At 74.1% G+C, this 19362-nt stretch carries 20 protein-coding genes and 1 tRNA gene; 12 read left to right on the top strand and 9 right to left on the bottom strand.

What is annotated here, in order from left to right:
* Nucleotides 1–38: 38 nt before the first annotated feature.
* The 8 genes from G7063_RS09770 (at nucleotide 39) to G7063_RS09735 (ending at nucleotide 5707) form a co-directional block, all read left to right on the top strand.
* Nucleotides 39–1334 (top strand): glutamate-5-semialdehyde dehydrogenase, encoded by a 1296-nt coding sequence (locus tag G7063_RS09770; protein ID WP_166414230.1) that lies wholly within the window; start codon nucleotides 39–41, stop codon nucleotides 1332–1334.
* Nucleotides 1335–1488: 154 nt separating this feature from the next.
* The gene (locus tag G7063_RS09765) at nucleotides 1489–1638 is read left to right on the top strand and encodes a hypothetical protein (RefSeq protein WP_165375380.1); all 150 of its coding nucleotides are present in this window, start codon (nucleotides 1489–1491) and stop codon (nucleotides 1636–1638) included.
* 33 nt (nucleotides 1639–1671) lie between these two features.
* On the top strand, nucleotides 1672–2271 hold the full coding sequence (gene nadD, locus G7063_RS09760) for a nicotinate-nucleotide adenylyltransferase (RefSeq protein ID WP_166414229.1): 600 nt from the start codon (nucleotides 1672–1674) through the stop codon (nucleotides 2269–2271).
* Nucleotides 2268–3800, top strand: coding sequence for a hypothetical protein (locus G7063_RS09755; protein WP_166414228.1), 1533 nt, complete (start codon nucleotides 2268–2270; stop codon nucleotides 3798–3800). Before nadD ends, G7063_RS09755 begins: the two co-directional genes overlap by 4 nt.
* Before the next feature lie 44 nt (nucleotides 3801–3844).
* On the top strand, nucleotides 3845–4249 hold the full coding sequence (gene rsfS / locus G7063_RS09750; RefSeq protein ID WP_166414227.1) for a ribosome silencing factor: 405 nt from the start codon (nucleotides 3845–3847) through the stop codon (nucleotides 4247–4249).
* Nucleotides 4246–4923, top strand: a complete 678-nt coding sequence (locus tag G7063_RS09745; protein WP_166414226.1) for a histidine phosphatase family protein — start codon at nucleotides 4246–4248, stop codon at nucleotides 4921–4923. The genes rsfS and G7063_RS09745 overlap by 4 nt, the downstream gene beginning before the upstream one ends.
* Before the next feature lie 48 nt (nucleotides 4924–4971).
* A tRNA-Ala gene (locus G7063_RS09740) sits at nucleotides 4972–5044 on the top strand.
* A 267-nt stretch (nucleotides 5045–5311) separates the two neighbouring features.
* On the top strand, nucleotides 5312–5707 hold the full coding sequence (locus tag G7063_RS09735; RefSeq protein ID WP_166414225.1) for a VOC family protein: 396 nt from the start codon (nucleotides 5312–5314) through the stop codon (nucleotides 5705–5707).
* A 27-nt stretch (nucleotides 5708–5734) separates the two neighbouring features.
* On the opposite strand, the gene G7063_RS09730 is transcribed toward G7063_RS09735, so the two are convergent.
* From G7063_RS09730 to G7063_RS09720, 3 genes are all read right to left on the bottom strand, one after another.
* Entirely contained in the window at nucleotides 5735–8146 is a 2412-nt protein-coding gene (locus G7063_RS09730) for a glycoside hydrolase family 9 protein (protein ID WP_166414224.1), read from the bottom strand.
* A gap of 182 nt (nucleotides 8147–8328) precedes the next feature.
* Nucleotides 8329–9645, bottom strand: a complete 1317-nt coding sequence (locus G7063_RS09725; protein WP_166414223.1) for an SWIM zinc finger family protein — start codon at nucleotides 9643–9645, stop codon at nucleotides 8329–8331.
* Nucleotides 9642–12905, bottom strand: a complete 3264-nt coding sequence (locus G7063_RS09720) for a DUF6493 family protein (protein WP_166414222.1) — start codon at nucleotides 12903–12905, stop codon at nucleotides 9642–9644. The genes G7063_RS09725 and G7063_RS09720 overlap by 4 nt, the downstream gene beginning before the upstream one ends.
* A 187-nt stretch (nucleotides 12906–13092) precedes the next feature.
* Here G7063_RS09720 and G7063_RS09715 point away from each other — a divergent pair, with 187 nt between their 5' ends.
* Entirely contained in the window at nucleotides 13093–13800 is a 708-nt protein-coding gene (locus G7063_RS09715) for a DUF4232 domain-containing protein (protein ID WP_166414221.1), read from the top strand.
* 76 nt (nucleotides 13801–13876) lie between these two features.
* Here the strand turns inward: G7063_RS09715 and G7063_RS09710 are convergent, their stop codons facing one another.
* From G7063_RS09710 to G7063_RS09700, 3 genes are all read right to left on the bottom strand, one after another.
* The gene (locus G7063_RS09710) at nucleotides 13877–14470 is read right to left on the bottom strand and encodes a hypothetical protein (protein ID WP_166414220.1); all 594 of its coding nucleotides are present in this window, start codon (nucleotides 14468–14470) and stop codon (nucleotides 13877–13879) included.
* A gap of 75 nt (nucleotides 14471–14545) precedes the next feature.
* Nucleotides 14546–15046, bottom strand: a complete 501-nt coding sequence (locus G7063_RS09705) for a GNAT family N-acetyltransferase (protein ID WP_166414219.1) — start codon at nucleotides 15044–15046, stop codon at nucleotides 14546–14548.
* Nucleotides 15047–15341: 295 nt separating this feature from the next.
* The gene (locus tag G7063_RS09700) at nucleotides 15342–15809 is read right to left on the bottom strand and encodes a hypothetical protein (RefSeq protein WP_166414218.1); all 468 of its coding nucleotides are present in this window, start codon (nucleotides 15807–15809) and stop codon (nucleotides 15342–15344) included.
* Nucleotides 15810–16129: 320 nt separating this feature from the next.
* Between G7063_RS09700 and G7063_RS09695 the strand changes: the two genes are divergently transcribed.
* Nucleotides 16130–16558, top strand: a complete 429-nt coding sequence (locus G7063_RS09695) for a hypothetical protein (protein ID WP_166414217.1) — start codon at nucleotides 16130–16132, stop codon at nucleotides 16556–16558.
* A gap of 21 nt (nucleotides 16559–16579) precedes the next feature.
* Nucleotides 16580–17320 (top strand): hypothetical protein, encoded by a 741-nt coding sequence (locus tag G7063_RS15130; RefSeq protein ID WP_206188136.1) that lies wholly within the window; start codon nucleotides 16580–16582, stop codon nucleotides 17318–17320.
* Between the two features lie 21 nt (nucleotides 17321–17341).
* Here G7063_RS15130 and G7063_RS09685 read toward each other — a convergent pair whose 3' ends face one another.
* A complete protein-coding gene (locus G7063_RS09685; RefSeq protein WP_166414216.1) occupies nucleotides 17342–17911 on the bottom strand; it encodes a YdeI family protein in 570 nt (189 codons plus the stop codon).
* The gene (locus tag G7063_RS09680; RefSeq protein WP_166414215.1) at nucleotides 17908–18249 is read right to left on the bottom strand and encodes a hypothetical protein; all 342 of its coding nucleotides are present in this window, start codon (nucleotides 18247–18249) and stop codon (nucleotides 17908–17910) included. Before G7063_RS09680 ends, G7063_RS09685 begins: the two co-directional genes overlap by 4 nt.
* Nucleotides 18250–18338: 89 nt before the next feature.
* On the opposite strand from G7063_RS09680, the gene G7063_RS09675 reads away from it, so the two are divergent.
* Nucleotides 18339–18845 carry a lipocalin family protein gene (locus G7063_RS09675; protein ID WP_166414214.1) on the top strand — a complete coding sequence of 169 codons (507 nt, stop codon included), beginning with the start codon at nucleotides 18339–18341 and terminating at the stop codon, nucleotides 18843–18845.
* A 27-nt stretch (nucleotides 18846–18872) separates the two neighbouring features.
* Here G7063_RS09675 and G7063_RS09670 read toward each other — a convergent pair whose 3' ends face one another.
* Entirely contained in the window at nucleotides 18873–19238 is a 366-nt protein-coding gene (locus G7063_RS09670) for a cupin domain-containing protein (protein WP_166414213.1), read from the bottom strand.
* Nucleotides 19239–19362: the final 124 nt, after the last annotated feature.

Genomic DNA, 19362 nt, shown 5'->3' with positions numbered 1-19362 from the left:
GGTGCCACGCGGAGCCTCGAGGACTACCCTCGGGCCGCATGACGACCGAGACGCAGGCCCCCCTCGCCGATGACGTGACGACCGCCGTCCAGGACATCGCGCGCCGCGCCAAGGTGGCCTCGCGCGCGCTCGCGACAGCGACGCGCGCTGTCAAGGACGCGGCCCTCCACACGATGGCCGACGCGCTCGTCGAGGCGGCCGACGAGATTGTCGCGGCGAACGCCCTCGACCTCGACCGCGGCCGTGCGAACGGCATGGAGCCGGGTCTGCTCGATCGCCTCGCGCTCGACCCCGCGCGCATCGCCGCGATCGCCGACGCCCTGCGGGAGCTCGCCGCGCTGCCCGACCCCGTCGGCGAGCTCGTCCGCGGCTGGACGCTCCCCAACGGGCTGCGTCTGCGCCAGCTGCGCGTGCCCATGGGCGTCGTCGGCATGATCTACGAGGCACGCCCCAACGTCACTGTCGATGCAGCGGGCCTCGCGCTCAAGAGCGGCAACGCCGTCATCCTGCGCGGCGGCTCGGCAGCGGCCTCGTCGAACGAGGTCATCGTCGACGTCCTGGCGCGCGCCCTCGAGAGCGCGGGCCTGCCGCGCGACCTCGTCCAGTCGATCGACAGGTACGGCCGTCCTGGCGGCGTCGCGCTCATGCGAGCGCGCGGGCTCGTCGACGTGCTCGTGCCGCGCGGTGGCGCGGACCTCATCCGCACGGTCGTCGCGGAGTCCGTCGTGCCGGTCATCGAGACGGGCGTCGGCAACTGCCACCTCGTCGTCGACGCCTCCGCCGACCTCGACGACGCGCTCGCGATCCTCCTCAACGCCAAGCTGCAGCGCGTCGGGGTGTGCAACGCCGTCGAGACGCTGCTCGTCCACGAGGCCGCGGCGCAGGCGTTCCTGCCGCGTGCGCTCGACGCTCTCGCGTCGGCCGGCTGCGTCCTGCACGGCGACGACGCGACGCGCGCGCTCGCCCCGGCGGGCGTCGAGGTCGCCCCGGCGACCGACGAGGACTGGGCGACCGAGTACCTCGCGCCCGAGCTCGCCGTGCGCGTCGTGCCGGACCTCGATGCCGCGATCGAGCACGTGCAGACGTGGTCGAGCGGCCACACCGAGGCCATCCTCACGAACGACCTGCGCAGTTCCGAGCGGTTCGTCGCCGAGGTCGACTCGGCGGTCGTCAACGTCAACGCGTCGACGCGCTTCACGGACGGTGGGCAGTTCGGCCTGGGGGCCGAGATCGGCATCTCGACCCAGAAGCTCCACGCGCGCGGCCCCATGGGTCTTGCCGAGCTCACGACGACGAAGTGGGTCGTCGAGGGCGAGGGCCAGACGCGTCCCTGAGAGGAACCTGAGCGTGGCGTGGAGGTCCTGGGGACAGGGCGCCCGACACGCCCGGAACGGGTTCTCCCGGCACCTTCGCCATGAGAGACTGGGGCATTCGTGGCGGCTCCGCGCAGGGGCGCCCGACGACAGCATCCGACCAGGAGGTCCTTCCATGATCGCGTCCGTGCTCCGTGCCTCGGAGTCCACCGTCGTCACCGAGCTGCCGATCCCGCCGATCGCGTACGGACTGCTCACGCTCGGCGCGCTCCTCGCGCTCCTGCTCGTGACCTTCGCCTTCAAGAGCTCGGGCACGCGCCACTGACCCGAGGTCAGGCTGCGAAGGGGTTCTGAGAGGATGACGGCCAGGCGGTTCCGGCTCGGGGTCATGGGTGGCACCTTCGACCCGGTGCACCACGGGCACCTCGTCGCCGCGAGCGAGGTTGCCGCGCGGTTCGAGCTCGACGAGGTCGTCTTCGTCCCGACGGGACGCCCGACGTTCAAGCAGGACGACCAGGTGACCGAGGCTGAGGACCGCTACCTCATGACGGTCGTCGCGACCGCCTCGAACCCGCGTTTCACCGTGAGCCGTGTCGACATCGACCGGCCAGGGCTCACGTACACGATCGACACGTTGCGCGACCTGCGTGCGCAACGGCCCGACGCCGACCTCTTCTTCATCACGGGCGCCGACGCGATCGCGCAGATCACGGGGTGGAAGGACTCCGCCGAGCTCTTCGACCTGGCGCACTTCGTCGCCGTGACGCGGCCCGGGCACGTCCTCGACCTCGGTGAGCTCGACGCGTCGCGCGTCACCGCGGTCGAGATCCCCGCGCTCGCGATCTCCTCGACCGACTGTCGCGAACGCGCCCGCGCAGGACGCCCCGTCTGGTACCTCGTGCCCGACGGCGTCGTCCAGTACATCCAGAAGCACCACCTCTACGTGGACCAGCCATGACGACCCCGGAGCAGCCCATGTCCGCCGGAGCGCCCCTCACCCGTCGCCAGATGCGTGAGATCGCCGAGCGCGAGGAGCGCAGTCGCACCGAGCAGGCCGACGCGCGGGAACGCGCCCTGCGTGCCCAGGCGCAGCCTCCTGCTGCGCGGGTGCAGCCTTCTGCTCCGCAGGCGCCGGCCGCTCAGGCTCCCGCGGGGCGGGCAGCCGCGCCGCAGGCTCCTCCGGCGCAGCGTCGATCCGTCCACGCACCCGCCTCCCGGGCCGCGGCACCCCAGGCGTCCGCACCCCGGCCCGCGGAGCCTCGCCCGGCCCCGCCCGCGACGCCGCAGGGGCGTGTGCCCGCCAGGCCGGCCGCCGAGGCCCCGGCTGCTCAGGCGACGACGGCCCGGCCGCAGTCACCCGCAGGGCCGTCGTGGTCCGCGCCCGCGCAGCCCGGCCAGGCTCGTCCCGCACCGGTCACGCGACAGCCGGCGGCCGGTGCCACTCTCCCGCAGCGAGCCCCGGTCCCCGCCGTCCAGCAGGCTCCGACGGGCCCCTCGCGTCGCGCCACCCTCCACGTCCCTGATCTCGAGCCGTCGCCGCGCTCGCGCCCCGCACCGACCGTCGTCCCGCCGGCCGTCACGGGCGCCATGCGGACCGTCGACCACACGGGGCGCATCACGCCCGTCGTCCCCGTCGACCAGACGGGCCGGACCGGTGCCGTCCCGACGGCGTACGCCGGCGCGCCACGGACCGTCGCGCCTGCGGGAGCGCCTGCGGGCGACCCGCGCGCGTCGTCCGCGCCTGCGCGCATGGGCGTGCGCGACGCCGTCGCCCAGGCCTCGGCCGGGTCGCAGTCACCCGTCAACCCGTCAGGCGGGGTCACTCCCCAGGCAGCGGCCCCCATCCAGACGCAGCGCACGTCGCTCGCGAGCGCGCCCTCGGCGCCGAGCGCCTGGGCGCCCTTCGACGAGGCCGCACGTCCTGCCGCAGGTGCACGCGGTCCGTTCGCCCCGACCGCCGTCGCGCAGCAGGGGGCCTTCGCCGGCGCGGCGCCGCAGGGCGCTGCCTCCGGCGCGAGCGACTCCGGCGCGGACGCCTCCGCAGGGCGCATGACGCCGTGGGGTCCCGTCACCGGGGCGGGCACGCCCGCATCCTCGTCTGCGCCGGGGTTCGCGCCGCAGTCCGCGCCGGCCGGGTCCTCGGCCCAGGCCGGCGGGTTCGGGCAGGTCGGTGCGCCGTCGTTCGCCCCGGGCGCCACCGACGCGGCAGGGGAGGCCGCACCTCTCGTCCCCGCCTGGGGCCAGGTGCTCGCGGACCCGTCCGCAGAGGGCGTCGACGACGTACCCGCGGACGACGTACCTGTGCGCGAGCAGGACGCAGTTCTCGGCCTGTCGTGGCCGCAGATCATCATCCTTGTCGCCGTCGGGCTCCTGCTCGGCGTCCTCGTCTGGCTCCTCCTCGAAGCGCGCTCGCCCGACGGCGCGGCGGAGGCGAGCGCGGACGTCGCGACCGTCACGGTCGACGCACGCGCCCCCGGGGGCCTCTGACCGTCATACTGGGGTGTCAACCCACCGCTCCCGCTAGGAGAACCGTGCCCGCCACCCAGCGCGCCCTGGACCTTGCCGTCGTCGCCGCCCGCGCGGCCGCAGACCGCAAGGCCGAAGAGATCATCGCCCTCGACGTCTCGGAGCAGCTCGTGCTCACCGACGTCTTCCTCATCGCCTCCGCGAGCAACGAGCGCCAGGTCACCGCGATCAGCGACGCGATCGAGGAGGCCATGCACAAGGCCGGCTCGAAGCTCGTCCGCCGCGAGGGCCGCACCGAGGCCCGCTGGATCCTCCTCGACTTCGGCGAGGTCGTCGCGCACGTGCAGCACGCCGAGGACCGCGTCTACTACGCGCTCGAGCGCCTCTGGAAGGACTGCCCCGTCGTCGAGCTTCCGGCCGACCTCCACGGCGCGCCGGCCGACGACGCCCAGGACGCCCCGCAGGCATGAGAGCCGGGACGCTCCTGCTGCTGCGGCACGGCCGGACGGCGTACAACGCCTCCGGCCGGCTGCAGGGGCAGGTCGACATCCCGCTCGACGACGTCGGGCGCTGGCAGGCGCGCGAGGGCGCCTCGGCGCTCACCGCGTCGCACCGCGTCACGCGGATCGTCGCGTCCGACCTCGTCCGTGCCGCGGACACCGCGTACGCCCTCGGTGAGGTCACGGGCCTGCCCGTGACGCTCGACGCGCGCCTGCGTGAGCGCGGCTTCGGCCCCTGGGAGGGGCTCACCGCCGCCGAGATGCGTGAGGGCTGGCCCGACGAGTACGCGTCCTGGCGTCACGGCGGCGAGCCCGTCGACGGCGCCGAGCCGCGTGCAGCCGTCGCCGAGCGCTTTGCCGCGGCCGTCGAGGAGCACGCTGCAGGGCTCTCACGGGACGAGGTCCTGTGCGTCGTCTCGCACGGCGCCGCGATCTCGACCGGGACGACCGCGCTGCTGGGCCTCGACGTCGACGCGTGGCGCGGCCTCGTCGGGCTCGCGAACGTCCATTGGGCCGAGCTGCGGGCCGGGGGACCGGACGCGGCGCCGCCGTGGCGGCTCGCACGCTACGACGCTGGGGCACCGTTCGCACGTGAGCACTGGGCAGCCGGGCCCGATTGGATTTCTCGGCAGCCCTCTGCGTAGACTTACCGAGGCCCACCACGGTGGGTCACGCGAGGGCGTCGCCCTCACGGGGCTGTGGCGCAGCTGGTAGCGCACCTGCATGGCATGCAGGGGGTCAGGGGTTCGAATCCCCTCAGCTCCACCCGAGAACGAAGGCCGGGACCTCATGGTCCCGGCCTTCGTCGTTCCGCACGAGAACGGCCCGCTGGCCGGTGCGGGCGGGCGTCCGCTCGACCTGCAGGGTGCGCGTCGTGCCCGAGCACGTGACGATGAAGGGCTCGCCGACGGGTGGTCGGGTCGTGCCGCGCCGCCTGCGCCGCCTGCGTTCGCGGTCCGAGCGACCGTCGGCGACGGTACCGTGACCTGAGGCCGTCCGCCGGCGGCCGTCCGCTGGAACGGGAGGGTTCCCATGCGCATCGCGCTCGCAAGCATCTTCGTCGACGACCAGCGCGCGGCACGCGCGTTCTACACCGAGGTCCTCGGCCTCGTCGTGAAGAACGAGGTCCCGGTCGGCGACGACCTGTGGCTCACGGTCGTCTCCCGGGACGACCCCGAGGGGACCGAGCTGCTGCTCGAGCCGTCGGGCCACCCCGCCGTCGGCCCCTACCGGGCAGCGCTGCGGGCCGACGGCATCCCGCTCGCGCAGCTCGAGGTCGCCGACCTGGCGTCCGAGCACGAGCGGCTCCGAGCCGCGGGCGTCGTCTTCACGCAGGATCCCGTCGACATCGGCTCGGGCCTGCTCGCGGTCTTCGACGACACGTGCGGCAACCTCGTGCAGCTGTTCGAGCCGCGCCGGGACGGCTGACACGCGGTCCAGGCCGCGCGCGGCGGGTCAGGCCGGCCCTGCTCCGGCCTGGTCGGCCGCGAACGACACGACGTACGCGAGCGCCGAGTTCCAGTTGATCGTCAGCTCGTTGACGCCCCACGCGCCGATGTCGTCGACGTAGCAGAGCTGCGGCGCGCACCCGGCGAGGGAGGACGAGACGGGGTCGGGCACGTCGGAGTTCGGGCCGCCCGAGACGGTTCCGGCCGGCGGGTGCGGAAGGGTGGCGTCGGCCTGCGCCGCGTACCAGCGCGAGTGCTGATTCTGCGCGTACCGCGTCCCGTAGCCCGTGACGTAGGACAGGCCCATCGCGTTGCGGCCGAGGAGGTGGTCGAGCCCGGTGAGGACGCCCTGGCGGAAGCGGTCCTCGCCGCCGAGGTCGTACGCCGCGGCGAGGACGGCAAGGTTGTTGAGCAGCAGACCGTTCGAGCCCCAGTCGTAGCGGCCGCCGTCCGGGACGTACGCGGTGCCGAACGGCTGCGTCGTCTGCCGGGCGAGGGTCGCCTCGGCGGCGTCGACGACCGAGCGGCGGACCTCGGCGAGGTCGGGCAGGTCGTTCGGCACCGTCGCGAGCTGGGTGCGGGCGTACGCCGCGACGTGGCCCCAGTCGAAGGCGGCAGCTCCGAAGGGCTCGGCCGTGCCGCCGACATGGTACGGGTTCGAGCGGAGGGCCGCGGCGAACGCGTCGTCGCCCGTCGTGAGGAAGAGCTCCACGGCCGCCCAGTAGCGCTCGTCGTCGAGCTCGGTGTCGTCGTAGGGGCCGCCGCCGGGGGAGGGGTGGAGGTTCGTGTTCGGCGCGAAGAGGTCAGGGTGGGCGGCAGCTGCCGCCCAGGCGGTCCGCGCGGCGTCGAGCAGGCGTGTCGCGAAGGCGTCGTCGAACGGTGCGAAGAGACGAGACCCCTGGGCAGCCACCGCGGCGAGGTTGAGCGTGGCCGCCGTCGAGGGACGGTGGACGTAGCGGGTGCGGTCGTCGTCGGACGGGAGCAGCGGGATGCCCGTCCAGCTGTCGTCGTGCACCTTGTGGTGGACCATGCCGGCAAGGTCCTTCCCCGCCGGGACCTGCATCTTCAGCATCCACTCGAGCTCCCATCGCGCCTCGGAGAGGACGTCCGGGATGCCGTCGCCGTGGCCGGGGACGCGCAGCGTCCCGTCGCCGAGCGCATCCGCGTCGCCCGTGGCGGCGTGGAGCGCCCGCTCGTAGGTGCTCATGACCTGCCCGACGGAGATGCCGCCGTTGACGACGTACTTGCCGTGGTCGCCCGCGTCGTACCAGCCGCCCGCGACGTCGATCGTCCCCTCGCACGTCCAGCCGTCGTAGAGGTCCTTCCCGTCGACCGTGAGAGCGCCCGCGGGCAGGCATGCGACGGCGCCGTCGCCCGCGTTCGGGTCGACGTCCGTGTGGCCCGCGGGCCGTGCGTAGGCCGCCCCGGCGACGTCGCCGTCGATCGCGACGCCCGAGCGCTGCGGGTAGAAGAAGCTGAGGGCGTCGACACGCATCGCCCGGTAGAGGTCGTCGCCGATCGCGAACGGGTCGCTCGTCGCACCGTCGACGGCGAGCGTGTAGCCGGTGCCCGGCGTCGTGACCTTGGAGAGGTCGACGGTGTGGACGGCGACGCCGGCCGAGGGGTCCGTCCCGCGCGGCTCGGTGGTGCCGCGCGCGACGGTCGTGCCGTCGAGGTCGAGCGTCCACGGCAGGGGCGCGGTGGCGTCGGTGACGACCGTCGCGACCTTCGCAGCGTGCGTGAGGTAGCCGACCTGGTTGACGCGGACGGCGGGTGCGTCGGACGCGGCCGTGGGCAGGGAGTCGCGGGTGGTCACGGAGGCCTCCGAGATGCAGAAGGTGAAGGGAGCGGCGTTGCCCAGCTGGATCGCGACCTGGCCGACGTCGCCGTCGGTCGCGGAGAGCGCGATCGCGGCGGTGAAGTCGTGCTCGGTCCGCTGCGCCGTCGGGGTGAGCGGCGCGAAGAGCTCGGTTGCGGTGCGGTAGGCGCCGGTGGCCTCGCCGACGACGACGCGCACGGTCGCCGCGGGAGCGGCGCTCGCGGCGAGTGCGAGATGGTAGGCGGCCGACGCGTCGATGCCGAGGCCGTTGTAGGTGAGGCCGACGTCCCACGGGTTCGTGGCGCCGCCGGGCAGGTCGACGCACGTCGCGCCGTCGGCGGTGCGGGGTGCGGCGTCGGTCCCGTAGAGGGTCCACGGTCCGAGTCCGTCGGCGAACGAGGTGGCAGGGAGGAGCTCGGTGCCGGTGTCCGCCGGCGTGGAGGTCTGCGCGGTCGGGGGGACGGTGGGCGGTGGCGTGGAGGAGGAGCGGTCGCATGCGGTGAGGGAGACGGCGAGCGCCAGGGCGAGGAATGCCGTGAGGGGTCGCCGGACGGCGGTGGGCGGGGCGGTGACGACGGTGTCCACCGTGGTGTCCTCCATGACGACGCTGTGCGAGGGACGCGGGGCGCAGGGTGCGTGAGAGCGCTCCCATGTGGGGTGAAGTCTTGCGGCGTACGCGCCCGACGTCAAGACGTGGGGCAGGGTTCTTGCAGGTCCAGGCAGGCGTGGACTGTGCTCGCGCTGCTGGCCGGGCCGACCCGACGGTCCTGACGACGGCTGCGTCAGCCGGCCTCGACGAGCAGCTGCACCGCGAGGATGTGCGCGCACGGGCCGCGGCCCGTGCCGTGGCGCAGGTACCAGGGGCACGTGCACGTCGCGTCCCGACCGACGTCGCGCACCGTGTAGCCGGGGCCGTCGCCCGTCCTCACGCGCCACGAGTCGGCGAGCGACTCGACCGCGCCCTCGGCAAGGAGCCGGCGTGCGCGGGTGAGTCGGGTCGCGTCCTTCGTGACGCGCGCCGGGTCGTGCGGGAGCTCGCGGTGGAACCACGCGTCGTCGACGACGTCGCGACCGATGCGTCCCGAGGCCGCGAGCACTCCGAGGCCGTCGCGCACACGCGCGGCTCTCAGCGCGGAGTCGCGGGCGAGGCGGCCCTCGTCGAGAACCGGCTCGAACGCGAGGAGCGCCGCGAGCAGCTCGGCGTCCTCGAGGGCGCTGCCACCCGCGAGGTGCTCGAGCAGCGAGCCCTCGCCCGAGAAACCGCGCCACGGCACGTCCGTGAGCCCGAGGGCGAACCGCGCCCCGGGCAGCAGCAGCGTGACGACCGACGGGCCCTGCTCGTCGGTGCCGTGCACGACGAGCCCCGTGACGTGCGTGAGGAGACGCTTGAACGCCGAGAGGCGGTGGAGGCCCGCGACGTGGACGCCGCCCGCGACGCGTCGGGGCGACAGGCGCAGCCCCGTGCGGTCGGCGACGAGCCACCCGGTCCGGTCGACGCCGGTCGCAGGGGGGAGGCCCGCGACGAACGCCCGGGCATGTGCAGCCCCGACCTCGAAGGCACGCGGCAGCCCGTGATGGATCTCGGCGGCGTTGCCGAAGCCGCGGACCCAGCGGTCGGGCATGACGACGGGCCGCTCGTGCGTCGTGCCCCCGGGCGTCGCGACGGCCAGTCCCTCGCGACCGATGTCGAGGTGCAGCAGCTCGGCACGTCCCACCTGTGTGAGCGCGGTGCGCATCTGCGGACCGATGTCGACGTTCGTCGTGCCGTGGCGCATTTCTCCCGAGTCGAACGACTCCGGCAGCAGGTCGAGGCGCGCGTGCACCGAGGCGCACGCGGAGAAGCACTCGGCGCGCAGCCGGTCGCCGTGGGCCGTGAGCACGGGGTCGCGCATCGACTCGGGGACGTGCTTGTAGTAGCGCGTCGACGTGATGTCGGCGAGCGCCACCAGCCCACGCGCGAGGACGAGCGGCTGCGCGGCGAAGCCGTGGAAGAAGCTCGGTGCCTCGACGAGACCTTCGGGCGTGAGGGCCGGCGCGAGCGCGAGGGCGAGCCCCGCGTCGTCGAGCCGCGACGCGTCGACGAAGGCACGCGCGCTCATGCCGCACCATCCTGCGTGGTGAGGTCGAGGAGCGAGGCGAGCGCGGCGGACTTGCGGAACGCGACCATCGAGCCCTTGCGGTCCGCGAGGTCGAGGAGCCCGGGCCACGCGGCGGCATCGGGTGGGAGGAGACCCCGGTGTGCCGCCGTGCGGAGCGCGGGCGCGTGGATCGTCGCGGCGTCGAGCACGCGGGGCAGCCAACGCGACGGCGACGGACACGTCGCAGCGTGCTGGACGGCCTCCGTGAGCAGCGGCCACAGGACGGGGAGCAGCTCGGGCTCGTGGGCGAGGATGCGGAGCAGCAGCCCCGGGTTGACGTCCTCGAGAGGCAGGAGACGCTGCACGGCGGTGCGCACGGCCGACGCCCCCACGTCCCCGCCGCGCAGCGCGGACGCGAGGTAGTACGGGGCTGCGGGCTCGGAGCATGCCGAGGCGAGGAGCACGGCGACCATCGACACCGTGAGCGGTGTGCGCGCTGCCCCACCGAGCGGCTCCTCGTTGCCTCCGAGCCGGTTGCGGACGGGGGAGACGGCGACAGTGCCGGCCGTCGCGTCCCAGAAGAGCCACTGCGTCGTGCGGCGGCGCGACACCGGTGGCGGGGCGCTGTCGGCCCACGGCTCGGCCTCGCACTGGCCCTCGACCTCGAGGTCGTAGAACCAGTACTTCGACACGCGGAACGTCCCGAGATGGGCGAACGTGAGGTCGAGCGAGCACAGGTGATGGGTGCCGACAGCGACGACTGCCGCGCCAAGGGTCGCGCCGTCGTCGATCTCCGGCGAGGTGCCGAGGTCCGGCGGCCACGCGCGGGCGAACGCGTCGTCGTCGAGCAGATCGGCGGGCGCGGGGAGCGCGGGCGCGGAACGGCCCGCGCGTGCGGCGCCTGCGGAACGGGCCCGCGTGGGGCCGATGCTCGTGGCGCCTTGGCTCGCTGACGTGGCGTTCGCTGACGAGGTGCTCGTGCCGTCGGCGACGGTGGAGAGCAGGGTCACGGCGGCGCGCGCCGCCGTGACGGCCTGCGACGAGCCCGTGCGATCGGCGATCGCGCGCAGGCCGGGAACCTCGAGAACCTGGGCCGGCGCGATCCCGCGGCCCACCGCATCGAGGGCGTCCGGCACGAGAGCCGTGAGCGTCCCGACGAGCTCGGCCGTGCCGACCGGGATGCGGGGCAGCGCGGCGAAACGTGCGAGCAGGTCGTCGGCGAAGGGCCAGACGGCGGCTGCCGCGCCGTCGTCGGCCGCAGCGAGGAGCGACGCGGCGAGCGCCGCGACGCGCGTGGGCGACGTGCCCCGCCACGGAAGGGACGAGTCGGCCGCGCCCGGCGTGAGCAGGCCACGCGACCACGCGTCGCGCACGGCCCTGGTGCCGTCCGTCACGGCGACGGGCAACAGCGTCGACGGCTCGACGAGGAGGGCCGTCGCGACAGCGCGGGGCAGCGGTGCACGGCGCCGCGCGGCCTGGGCCAGTGCGAGCCCCGAGCCTGGCGTCTCCGCCGGGACGACACGGTCGACCGGCATCTGGGTCCAGGTCGGGAAGGCCGTGACGTCGGGCACCGGCCAGCGGGCGTGCGCGCGCTGGGGCAGGTCGGACAGCGAGGCGGGGATCGTCACGTCCTGCTCCGACGGCCGGCTGCTGCGCGCGGTGTCGGCGGACGCGTCGCGCAGGACGTAGGGGTCGTCGAGGTAGCCGAGCGCGACCGCGACGGCGTCGCGTGCGCACGGGACCCCGCGCTCGTCGAGGAGACGGATGCTGTGGGCGGAGAGGCCGGCGAGACGCTCACGCACGGAGCTGTTGACGGACGTGAGGTCGAGGCGTGCGAGCGCGAGCTGGAGGTCACCCTCGGACGCGCCCACCCCGGCGCGACCGTAGGCGTCGAGCCGCTCGACGAGGTCGGACGCGACGATGCTGAGGTCGACGTGGCTCGGCGTCGACAGGAGGCACGGCAGCTCACCGAGCCGGTGGACGACGTGCGCGTCGCGGGCCTGCACCAGGTCGCTCGCGTGGAAGCTCCGGTCGAGCTCGTGCTCGAGGGGGCGGCGACCCGTGAGCCACGTCTCGACGTGCACCGCGACCATGCGGAACGACTCGCCCGAACCATGGGGGACGCCCGCCAGGGCCGAGCGGGCACCCTCACGGTCTGCCGCCGCGACGGCGTTCTTCGCATCGAGCAGCTGCTCCCAGACGATGTCGACTGTGCGCTCGGCACCCTGGGCGACCTCGGCGACGAGCGCCTCGAGCGCGCGCGCTGTCGGCTCCACGGGCTCGAACCGGGGAAGGGTCCACGCAGGTGGGGTGGCGTTCCACCGGCCGACGACGGGCTGCGGCGCGGGTTCGTCCTCGGTCGTGACCTTGAGTCGCCACCGCTCGACGAGCGCGCTCGCGGCCTTCTGCACGCCCCGGTCCTTCGACGTGAGGTGCGGGGCCACGAGGGCCGCCACAAGGGCCAGAACCTCCGGGTCCGACGGCGCGGGGCGCTCGAGCGCCGCGGCGAGCACCACACGTCGGGTCTTCGCGGCCCGCACGTGCAGGGTCGTCGCGAGGACGTCGCCGACGAGCGCGTCGTCCGTCGACGCGAGAAGTGCGGGCGCGAACGCCTCGACGAGGGGCGTCTCGCCGTGCCCGAGGACAGGCACGAGACGGTCGCCGGCCGCGCGCACCTCGTCGTCGCTGATGGCGAGGTTCTCGCGCAGGAGCGTCGTCCACGCCGCACGGTCCGACGGCCGACCCACGGTGTCGAGCGCCATGAGCGCGACCTCGACCGTGTCGTCGCGATCGAGCTCCCCGCGTGCGAGGAGCTCCGGGACGATGTGCGCGATCCCTGCCGTCGCGGGGATACCGTGCTCGGCTGCCGCGCGGACGTGCGCGGGCACGTGCCTGAGCACGGCCGACGGCTCGAGGGAGCTGTCGAGAGCCGTCCACGGCTCCGTCTCCGCCCCGGGGTCCGCGAGCCGCTCGAGGACGGACCGGGTGTGGAGCGCCCAGTCCTCGACGTGGGGCGCATGGTCGACGAGCGGCGCGTCGAGCGTCGCGAGGAGCCGCAGCGTGAGAGCCGAGTGCCGGGTCGGGTCGCCGGGACCGAAGCGGTTGCCGTTCCGCGCCAGCTCGCGGACGAGCTGCTCGGCGAAGGCCGGCCCGCGCAAGGCGAGGACGGGCAGGACAGCGTCGTCGTCGACCTTCCACAGTTCTCGCAGGACCCGCGCGACCTTTGCTGCCGGAGCGTGCGCAAGCTCGGGCGGGACGGGACTCATGGTCTCGGCCGTCACGGTGGTCTCCTGTCGTCGGCGATCAGTGAGGGGAGCGTAACGGGAGGGGCGGACAATGCAGGGGCCGGGCCACATGCCGTCCGCGGCCGTCGTCGGACCGCGGCCGCCCCGGTGAGCACGACGTGCGCCCACGAGCGGTCCGCGTCGAGCGAGTATCGGTGCTCGGCTCACCGCCTACGCTCGACGCATGACGACACGCGGCCGGCTAGTTGTTGCGGGGCTCCTCGCGCTCACCTCGGGCACGCTCGCAGCATGTGCGAACCCCGCCGACCCCGCCGCGACGCCGACGCCGAACGCCCCGGCGAGCACGCCCGGACCGACGGAGTCCGACCTGCCCCCGGGGTGGGACGAACCCGGCGACGGCCCGACCCCCACGCCGGCCGACGAGCTCACCGCCGAGCAGCTGAGCTCGATCCTCCGGCTCCCGGCGACAGCGCCGGTCAGCGCGGCGACCTGCACCGATGTCGACGTGCACCTCACGTTCGTCGACGCCGCGACCGGGCACCGGTACGGCATCCTCTCCGTCGAGAACGTGGGCGATGCACGGTGCGAGGTGCGCGGCTACCCGGGCCTCGGCGTGCGCGGGTCGTGGGGCTCGACGTTCGTCCTCGCGCTCGAGCAGCGCGACCCGATCGACGGCGGCACGCAGCAGGGCGTCGTCCCGCTCGACCCCGGCGCGCGGGCCGTCGCGAACGTCGAGTGGACGGGGGCGCTCGCCGGTGCCGATTCCGAGCATGCCGAGCTGCTCGTCGTGCAGCTTGCGGCCGGGGCGACGCCGGTGACCGTGCCCGTCTCGTACGACGGTGGGCACGGGACGCGCGACGTGGGCATCGACATCGGGATGGAGACGACTGTCCGCGTCGGACCGCTCGCACCAGCGACGTCCCTGTCGTGAGAGGGACCGTGCGCGCCTGATCGGGCGCTGATTGAGCAGGCGCAGCGCGACGCGAAGCGTCGCCCGCGACCCGTGCTCACCGTCGGATCGATGCCGCCTCGTGCGACGCCGCGGCCGTGCCCGCCGTGAGTCGCTGCTCGAGCGCGACGACGGCCCCGAGGACCAGCGCGAGCGCATCCGCACGCGCGGCGTCGGACGCCACCGCGAGGCTCTGGTCGGCCGCGGTCGTCGCGAGGACCGTCGGGTCCGGCAGCGTGGCGTGGTACGACGCGGCCGAGAGGATGCGGTCGGTGACGCTGCTCGTCCAGGCCGAGGCGGCTGGCGCACGTGCCGGTTCGGGCACGTCGTGCACGACGACCCGCACCTTGGTGACGGGCGACCACTCGCCCTCCGGTGACGTGCGCACGCGCACCTCGTAGCGGTCCACGACCGTGTGCTGCGGTCCCGTCAGCCGCGTGACGAGCTCCGTCCCCTGCGGGACCCGGTACAGAAGCCACGGGGTCGACGCGCCTGCCGGGCGCAGCGCGACCTCGTGGCCGCGCGTGATCCCGAGAGCCCGGGCCAGCTTGCCGAGGGCACCTGGCGACGCGGGCGTCCACACGACGCGCAACGTCTGCGTCGAAGCCCGTTGCTCGGCCGTGAAGCTCGTGACGGCGGGGTGTCGGGTCATGGAGGAGCCTCCGGGTCGTGGCGTGCGTCGTCGACGCCGACGGTAGCGCGTCCGACGACGGCGGGCGCGGTGGGCTCAGCGCCCCGCGAGCCTCGCGAGCGCCGCACCCGTGACGCGTTGCGTCGTCCACTCGTCCATGCCGACCGCGCCGAGCGCGCGGTAGAACGCGATCGACGGCGCGTTCCAGTCGAGCACCGTCCATTCGAAGCGCGGGAAGCCTCGCTCGACACATACCGCCGCGAGGGTCTGCACGAGCACCCGGCCGTAGCCGCGCCCGCGGTACGCCTCGTCGACCCACAGGTCCTCGAGCCACATGCCCTGCTCGCCCGTCCACGTCGAGTACGTCGTGAACCACAGCGCGATCGCCACGACCTCGCCGTCGAGCTCGACGACGTGCGTGAACGCCGCGGGCCGCTCGCCGAAGAGGGCGTCGGTGAGGCGCTCGACGGTGTTGACGACCGCGTCCGGCTCCTTCTCGTACGCCGCGAGCGACTGGATGCACCGGAGGATCGCCGGCTCGTCGCCGGGTCGAGCCGCGCGTACGAGGGCGCCGCCGGGAAGGGTGGACACAGGCATGCAGAGCTCCGAGCGAGGGGGTGGGGGCGCCTCCGATCCTACGGCGGCGCGACTGCCAGCCTCGTCCCACCGACGCGTCAGGGAACTCCCAGGAAAGATGCGCAAGGTAGTGACCAGCGAGGCCCCGACCCGCCGGGTGGAGCATCCCTGGCGGGTCGGGCAACCTCGCGGCAACGTCCGCCTCAGGCGGGGCAGGAGGACGCGAACGTCATCCTTGCGGGAGCGACCGGTCGCGAGCTCGACGAGGAGCGCGAGTCGCCAGGCTCGAAACCCAGCCGCTTGGCGAAGAATCCCATCAGGCGTCCTCCTCGACAGGCGTCGTGAGGTCCTCGACCCATGCCGTCAGCTGGTGCGAGCACGAGACGAGGCTCGCCCGGGGGACGTCGAACGCGAGGCTGTCGCGCTTCGGCACGTCGTCGCCGAGGACCTCGACGACGGTGCACTCGACCGTGACGTTGAGGTCGTCGGAGGCGACGAACGCGACCGTGACGCCGCCCTCGGGAATCTCGACCGCCGGTGCCGTGACCTCGGGGTGGAGGTCGGCGGCGGCCCGGAGGTAGGCGGCCGCGAGCCGTGCGAGGGCGTCCGTCGGGATCCTGCGGCCGAGGTAGCAGACGAGCCTGTCGGGGGAGAGCAGCTCGACATCGACGAGCACCTTGCCACCGGGTGCGGCGGACGGGCTCCACGGGTCGGGCACCGGGACGAGCCCGAACGCAGCGCCTGCGGGCGAGACGAGCCGCCCTGTCATGCCGATATGTCCCATCATGACTCCCTGGTCGTCGAGGTCGACGGCGGGACGCCACGCAGGTTCCCTGTTCCTGCGCGGCGTCAGGCTTCGCCGTCGTGGGTCCGACGCTAGCGGTAGCCACCGACATTCCGCGGGCTGCTGCGGTTTCTCACCCGCTCCGAGGCCGATCCGTGATGATCCGGGACCGAGGTCGCCAAGAATGTCGGTGGCTGCCGATACGTTGCCGATGAGGGTTCAGGGACCCTCGCCGAGGGGTTCAGGGCCCCTCCCGGAGCGGGTCGCCGTGTGCGGCCCGCTCCGGCACCACGACACGGAGGGCAGGTGGCCGACGGATGATGTCCGACGACTCTCCCGCGCCGGGCGCTGCAGTGCTCGCCCCGGGAACCACGGTGGACGAGTGCCCGCGCTGCGGCGCTCCCGAGGCGATCGTGCGCCTCGTCGTCGGGCTGCTCGTGCCGCCGGCCGGTATGAGCGACGACGACCTCGAGGCCTCGATGCGGCGCCACCGCGAGCGGGCCATCGGGTGCTGCGTCGGCGGCCCCACGATGCCCGCGTACGGCTGCACGGCGTGCAGCGCCCAGTTCGACGAGGACGGGCAGCGCACAGGTCCGGACGACGAGACCCTCGATGCGCCGCGACCCGCGCGGCCCGCGCAGCCGGCGAAGCTCGAGACACAGGACGACGGCGCCGCACGACGTCGGGCGGGGAACGCGGTGCGCCGCATCGTCACCCACCGCAGCACGCGTGGCCGCACCCGCGGCTGACCCCGACGACAGGAGATCCCTATGAACGACACGATCTACTCCCGCCAGAGCTTCACCCTGCGCGCCACCAGGACCGCGTCCGGCGGCGTCGACCTCCACGGCTCCGACTACCAGGACGGCGAGGACTTCGAGTACCACCACAAGATCGAGGCGGCCGACGTCCCCGCGCTGCACGCGGCGCTCGGCGGCGACAAGGACCGCGACGTCCTCGAGCTCCTGCGGATCTTCGCGCCCGTGCTCGTCTCCGCGGGCGAGGGGCGTTGGCTCGATGCGCGTGGCGTCCCGGCCGAGGTCTCCACGTGGGGCTTCCCGGTGTCCTCGATCGGCGGGACGACGCTCGTCCAGCGCGCCGAGCTCATCGCGATCAGCGCCCACGCCGGCCAGGTCGACAAGCTCGGCGTCGACTACATCGAGCACCCGCGCGCCGTCGCGGCGCGCTTCGACCCCGCGGAGGAGGAGCCTCAGCACGTCGCGGCGCTCCTGCACGACGTCATCGAGGACTCGCCCATCACGGCCGACGACCTGCGCCTCGCGCACATCCCGGACGCGATCGTCGACGCCGTCGTCCTGCTCACACGCACCAAGGACGTCGCGTCCGACGACTACTACGTCGCGATCCGTGGCAACGAGGTCGCCCGACAGGTCAAGCTCTCGGACATCGCTCACAACACCGACCCCGCCCGCGTCGCGAACCTCTCGGCGTCCGACAGGGAGTGGTTCGCGCAGAAGTACGCTCACGCCCGCGCGATGCTCGGGGCCTGAGCGCATGACCGAGCGCGGGCGTCAGAGCTGGCGTGCCACGAGCCGCTCGACGGCACGGGCGACGACCCGCTCGCGCGTCGCGCCAGGCCTCGCCGTGACGACAGGGTGGAGCACCGAGTAGCGGTTCGCGCTGTTGAGCGTCGCGAACGCCTCGGCGGCGCCGGGTGTCGCGGCGAGCGCCTCCGCGAGGTCGTCGGGCACCTCGATCGTCGCCGAGCCCGCGTATGTCCGGTCCCACCGGCCGTCCGCGCGTGCCGCATCGACCTCGGCGCGGCCGCGCGCACGCATGCGGCCCTCGGCCTCGAGCCGTGCGACGTGCTCGACGTTGCGCGCCGACCACATCGACCGGCGCCTGCGCGGCGTGAAGCGCTGCAGGAACACCGCCTCGTCGAGCGACCGCTTCTGGCCGTCGATCCATCCCGAGCACAGCGCGGCGTCGAGGGCGTCGGCGTACGTGAGCGTCGTCGGCGTCGTCGTGCCCTTCTTCGCGAGCACGAGCCAGACCCCGTCGGAGGAGTCCTCGTGCGCGGCGAGCCACGCGCTCCACGCGGCGGCGTCCGGGACGACGAACGGCTCGGGACCGTCCGTCACCGTCCGACGCCCCCGTCCGCGCCCGCGGCGACCTTGCGGTCCGCGAGCACGTGCGCGGCGCCTGCCGCGACCGCGGCGACGGCCAGGACCGACGGCCACGCGCCGATCTTCTTCGCGAGCGGGTGCGAGAGGCCGAAGGCCGCGACGTACGTCAGCCCGAGCGTCGCCGTCTCCGGGACGCCCGCCCGGACCCACGTCCGACCGGCGGCCACCCCCGCCGCGGCGAGCGTGACCCCGCCGAGCGCACGCACGCCCGTCGCGCGGGCGACCGCGTACCCGCCGACGAGGCCGGCTGCGGTGAGGACGGAGGACGGGACGGCGCACGTCTGCGGGCTCATGGGCTGAGCCTAGCGAGCGGCACGTCCCCGCGTGCGGCGCGCGGGCCGCCGTGGGACGTTGGAGGTCCCCTCGACGGACGGAGCACACGATGGACGTCACCCCGGTTGCGACCCTCGACCTCTCGCGCTACCTCGGTCTCTGGTACGAGGTCGGACGCCTGCCGATGAATCATGAGGACGATCGCGCGAGCGACGTCACCGCGGAGTACAGCCTCGAGGAGGACGGGCACGTCCGTGTCGACAACCGCTGCCTCGACGACGACGGTGATCCGACCCAGGCGCTCGGCAGGGCGACGCCCGACCCGGAGCGTCCCGGGTGCCTCGAGGTCACCTTCCTCCCCGCCGGGCTGCGCTGGATCCCCTTCACGACCGCCGACTACTGGGTCCTGCGCATCGACGAGTCGTACTCGACGGCACTCGTCGGCACGCCGGACCGCCGCTTCCTCTGGCTCCTGTCCCGTTCGCCGTACATCGATCCAGGCACCGAGTCCGCGTACCTCGCGACAGCGACCGAGCAGGGGTACGACCTCGGGCCATGGATCCGCACGCCGCAGTCCGGATCGCGCGTCACAGACGCGACCCTGGAGGCCCGCTGAGGGCGCGAACTGCCGGGCGGCCGCGCGTCAGGCCTCGGCGAGGCCCGCCGCCGAGGTCGCGGGCGTCGCGCGCGCGTCGAGCATCGTGAGGACGAGACGGCTCGGGGCGATCGCCTCGACCGAGTGCGGCACCCGCGTCGCCATGTGGAGCAGCGCTCCCGGGACGAGCTCGTGCGTCGTGCCGTCGGCGACGACGCGCAGGTGGCCGTCGAGGACGGAGAGCAGCACCGGCATCGCCGCTGTGTGCTCCGTGAGCACCTGGCCCGCGTCGAACGCGAAGACGACGACCCGCACGCCGTCGGCCCGCAGGACGGTGCGCGAGACCGTCGATTCCTCCTGCACGGGAGCCAGGGTGCCGAGGTCGGCGAGGAAGGACGTGGACGGTGCGGTCATGGCGGGCTCCTGTCGGCGGCGTGGACGTACCCTCTGACGTTATGCACGGCCTGGACGTGGAGAAAGGGACCTTGGGCTCTCGCCCGGCGGCGGGACCAAGGGACCAGGCCTGCGTGACGACGTA

Origin of the sequence: Sanguibacter sp. HDW7 (assembly GCF_011300875.1) — a bacterium.
Taxonomy (GTDB): domain Bacteria; phylum Actinomycetota; class Actinomycetes; order Actinomycetales; family Cellulomonadaceae; genus Flavimobilis.
The sequence above is the reverse complement of the archived record's forward strand: the minus strand, read 5'-3'. Positions and strand labels throughout refer to the sequence as shown.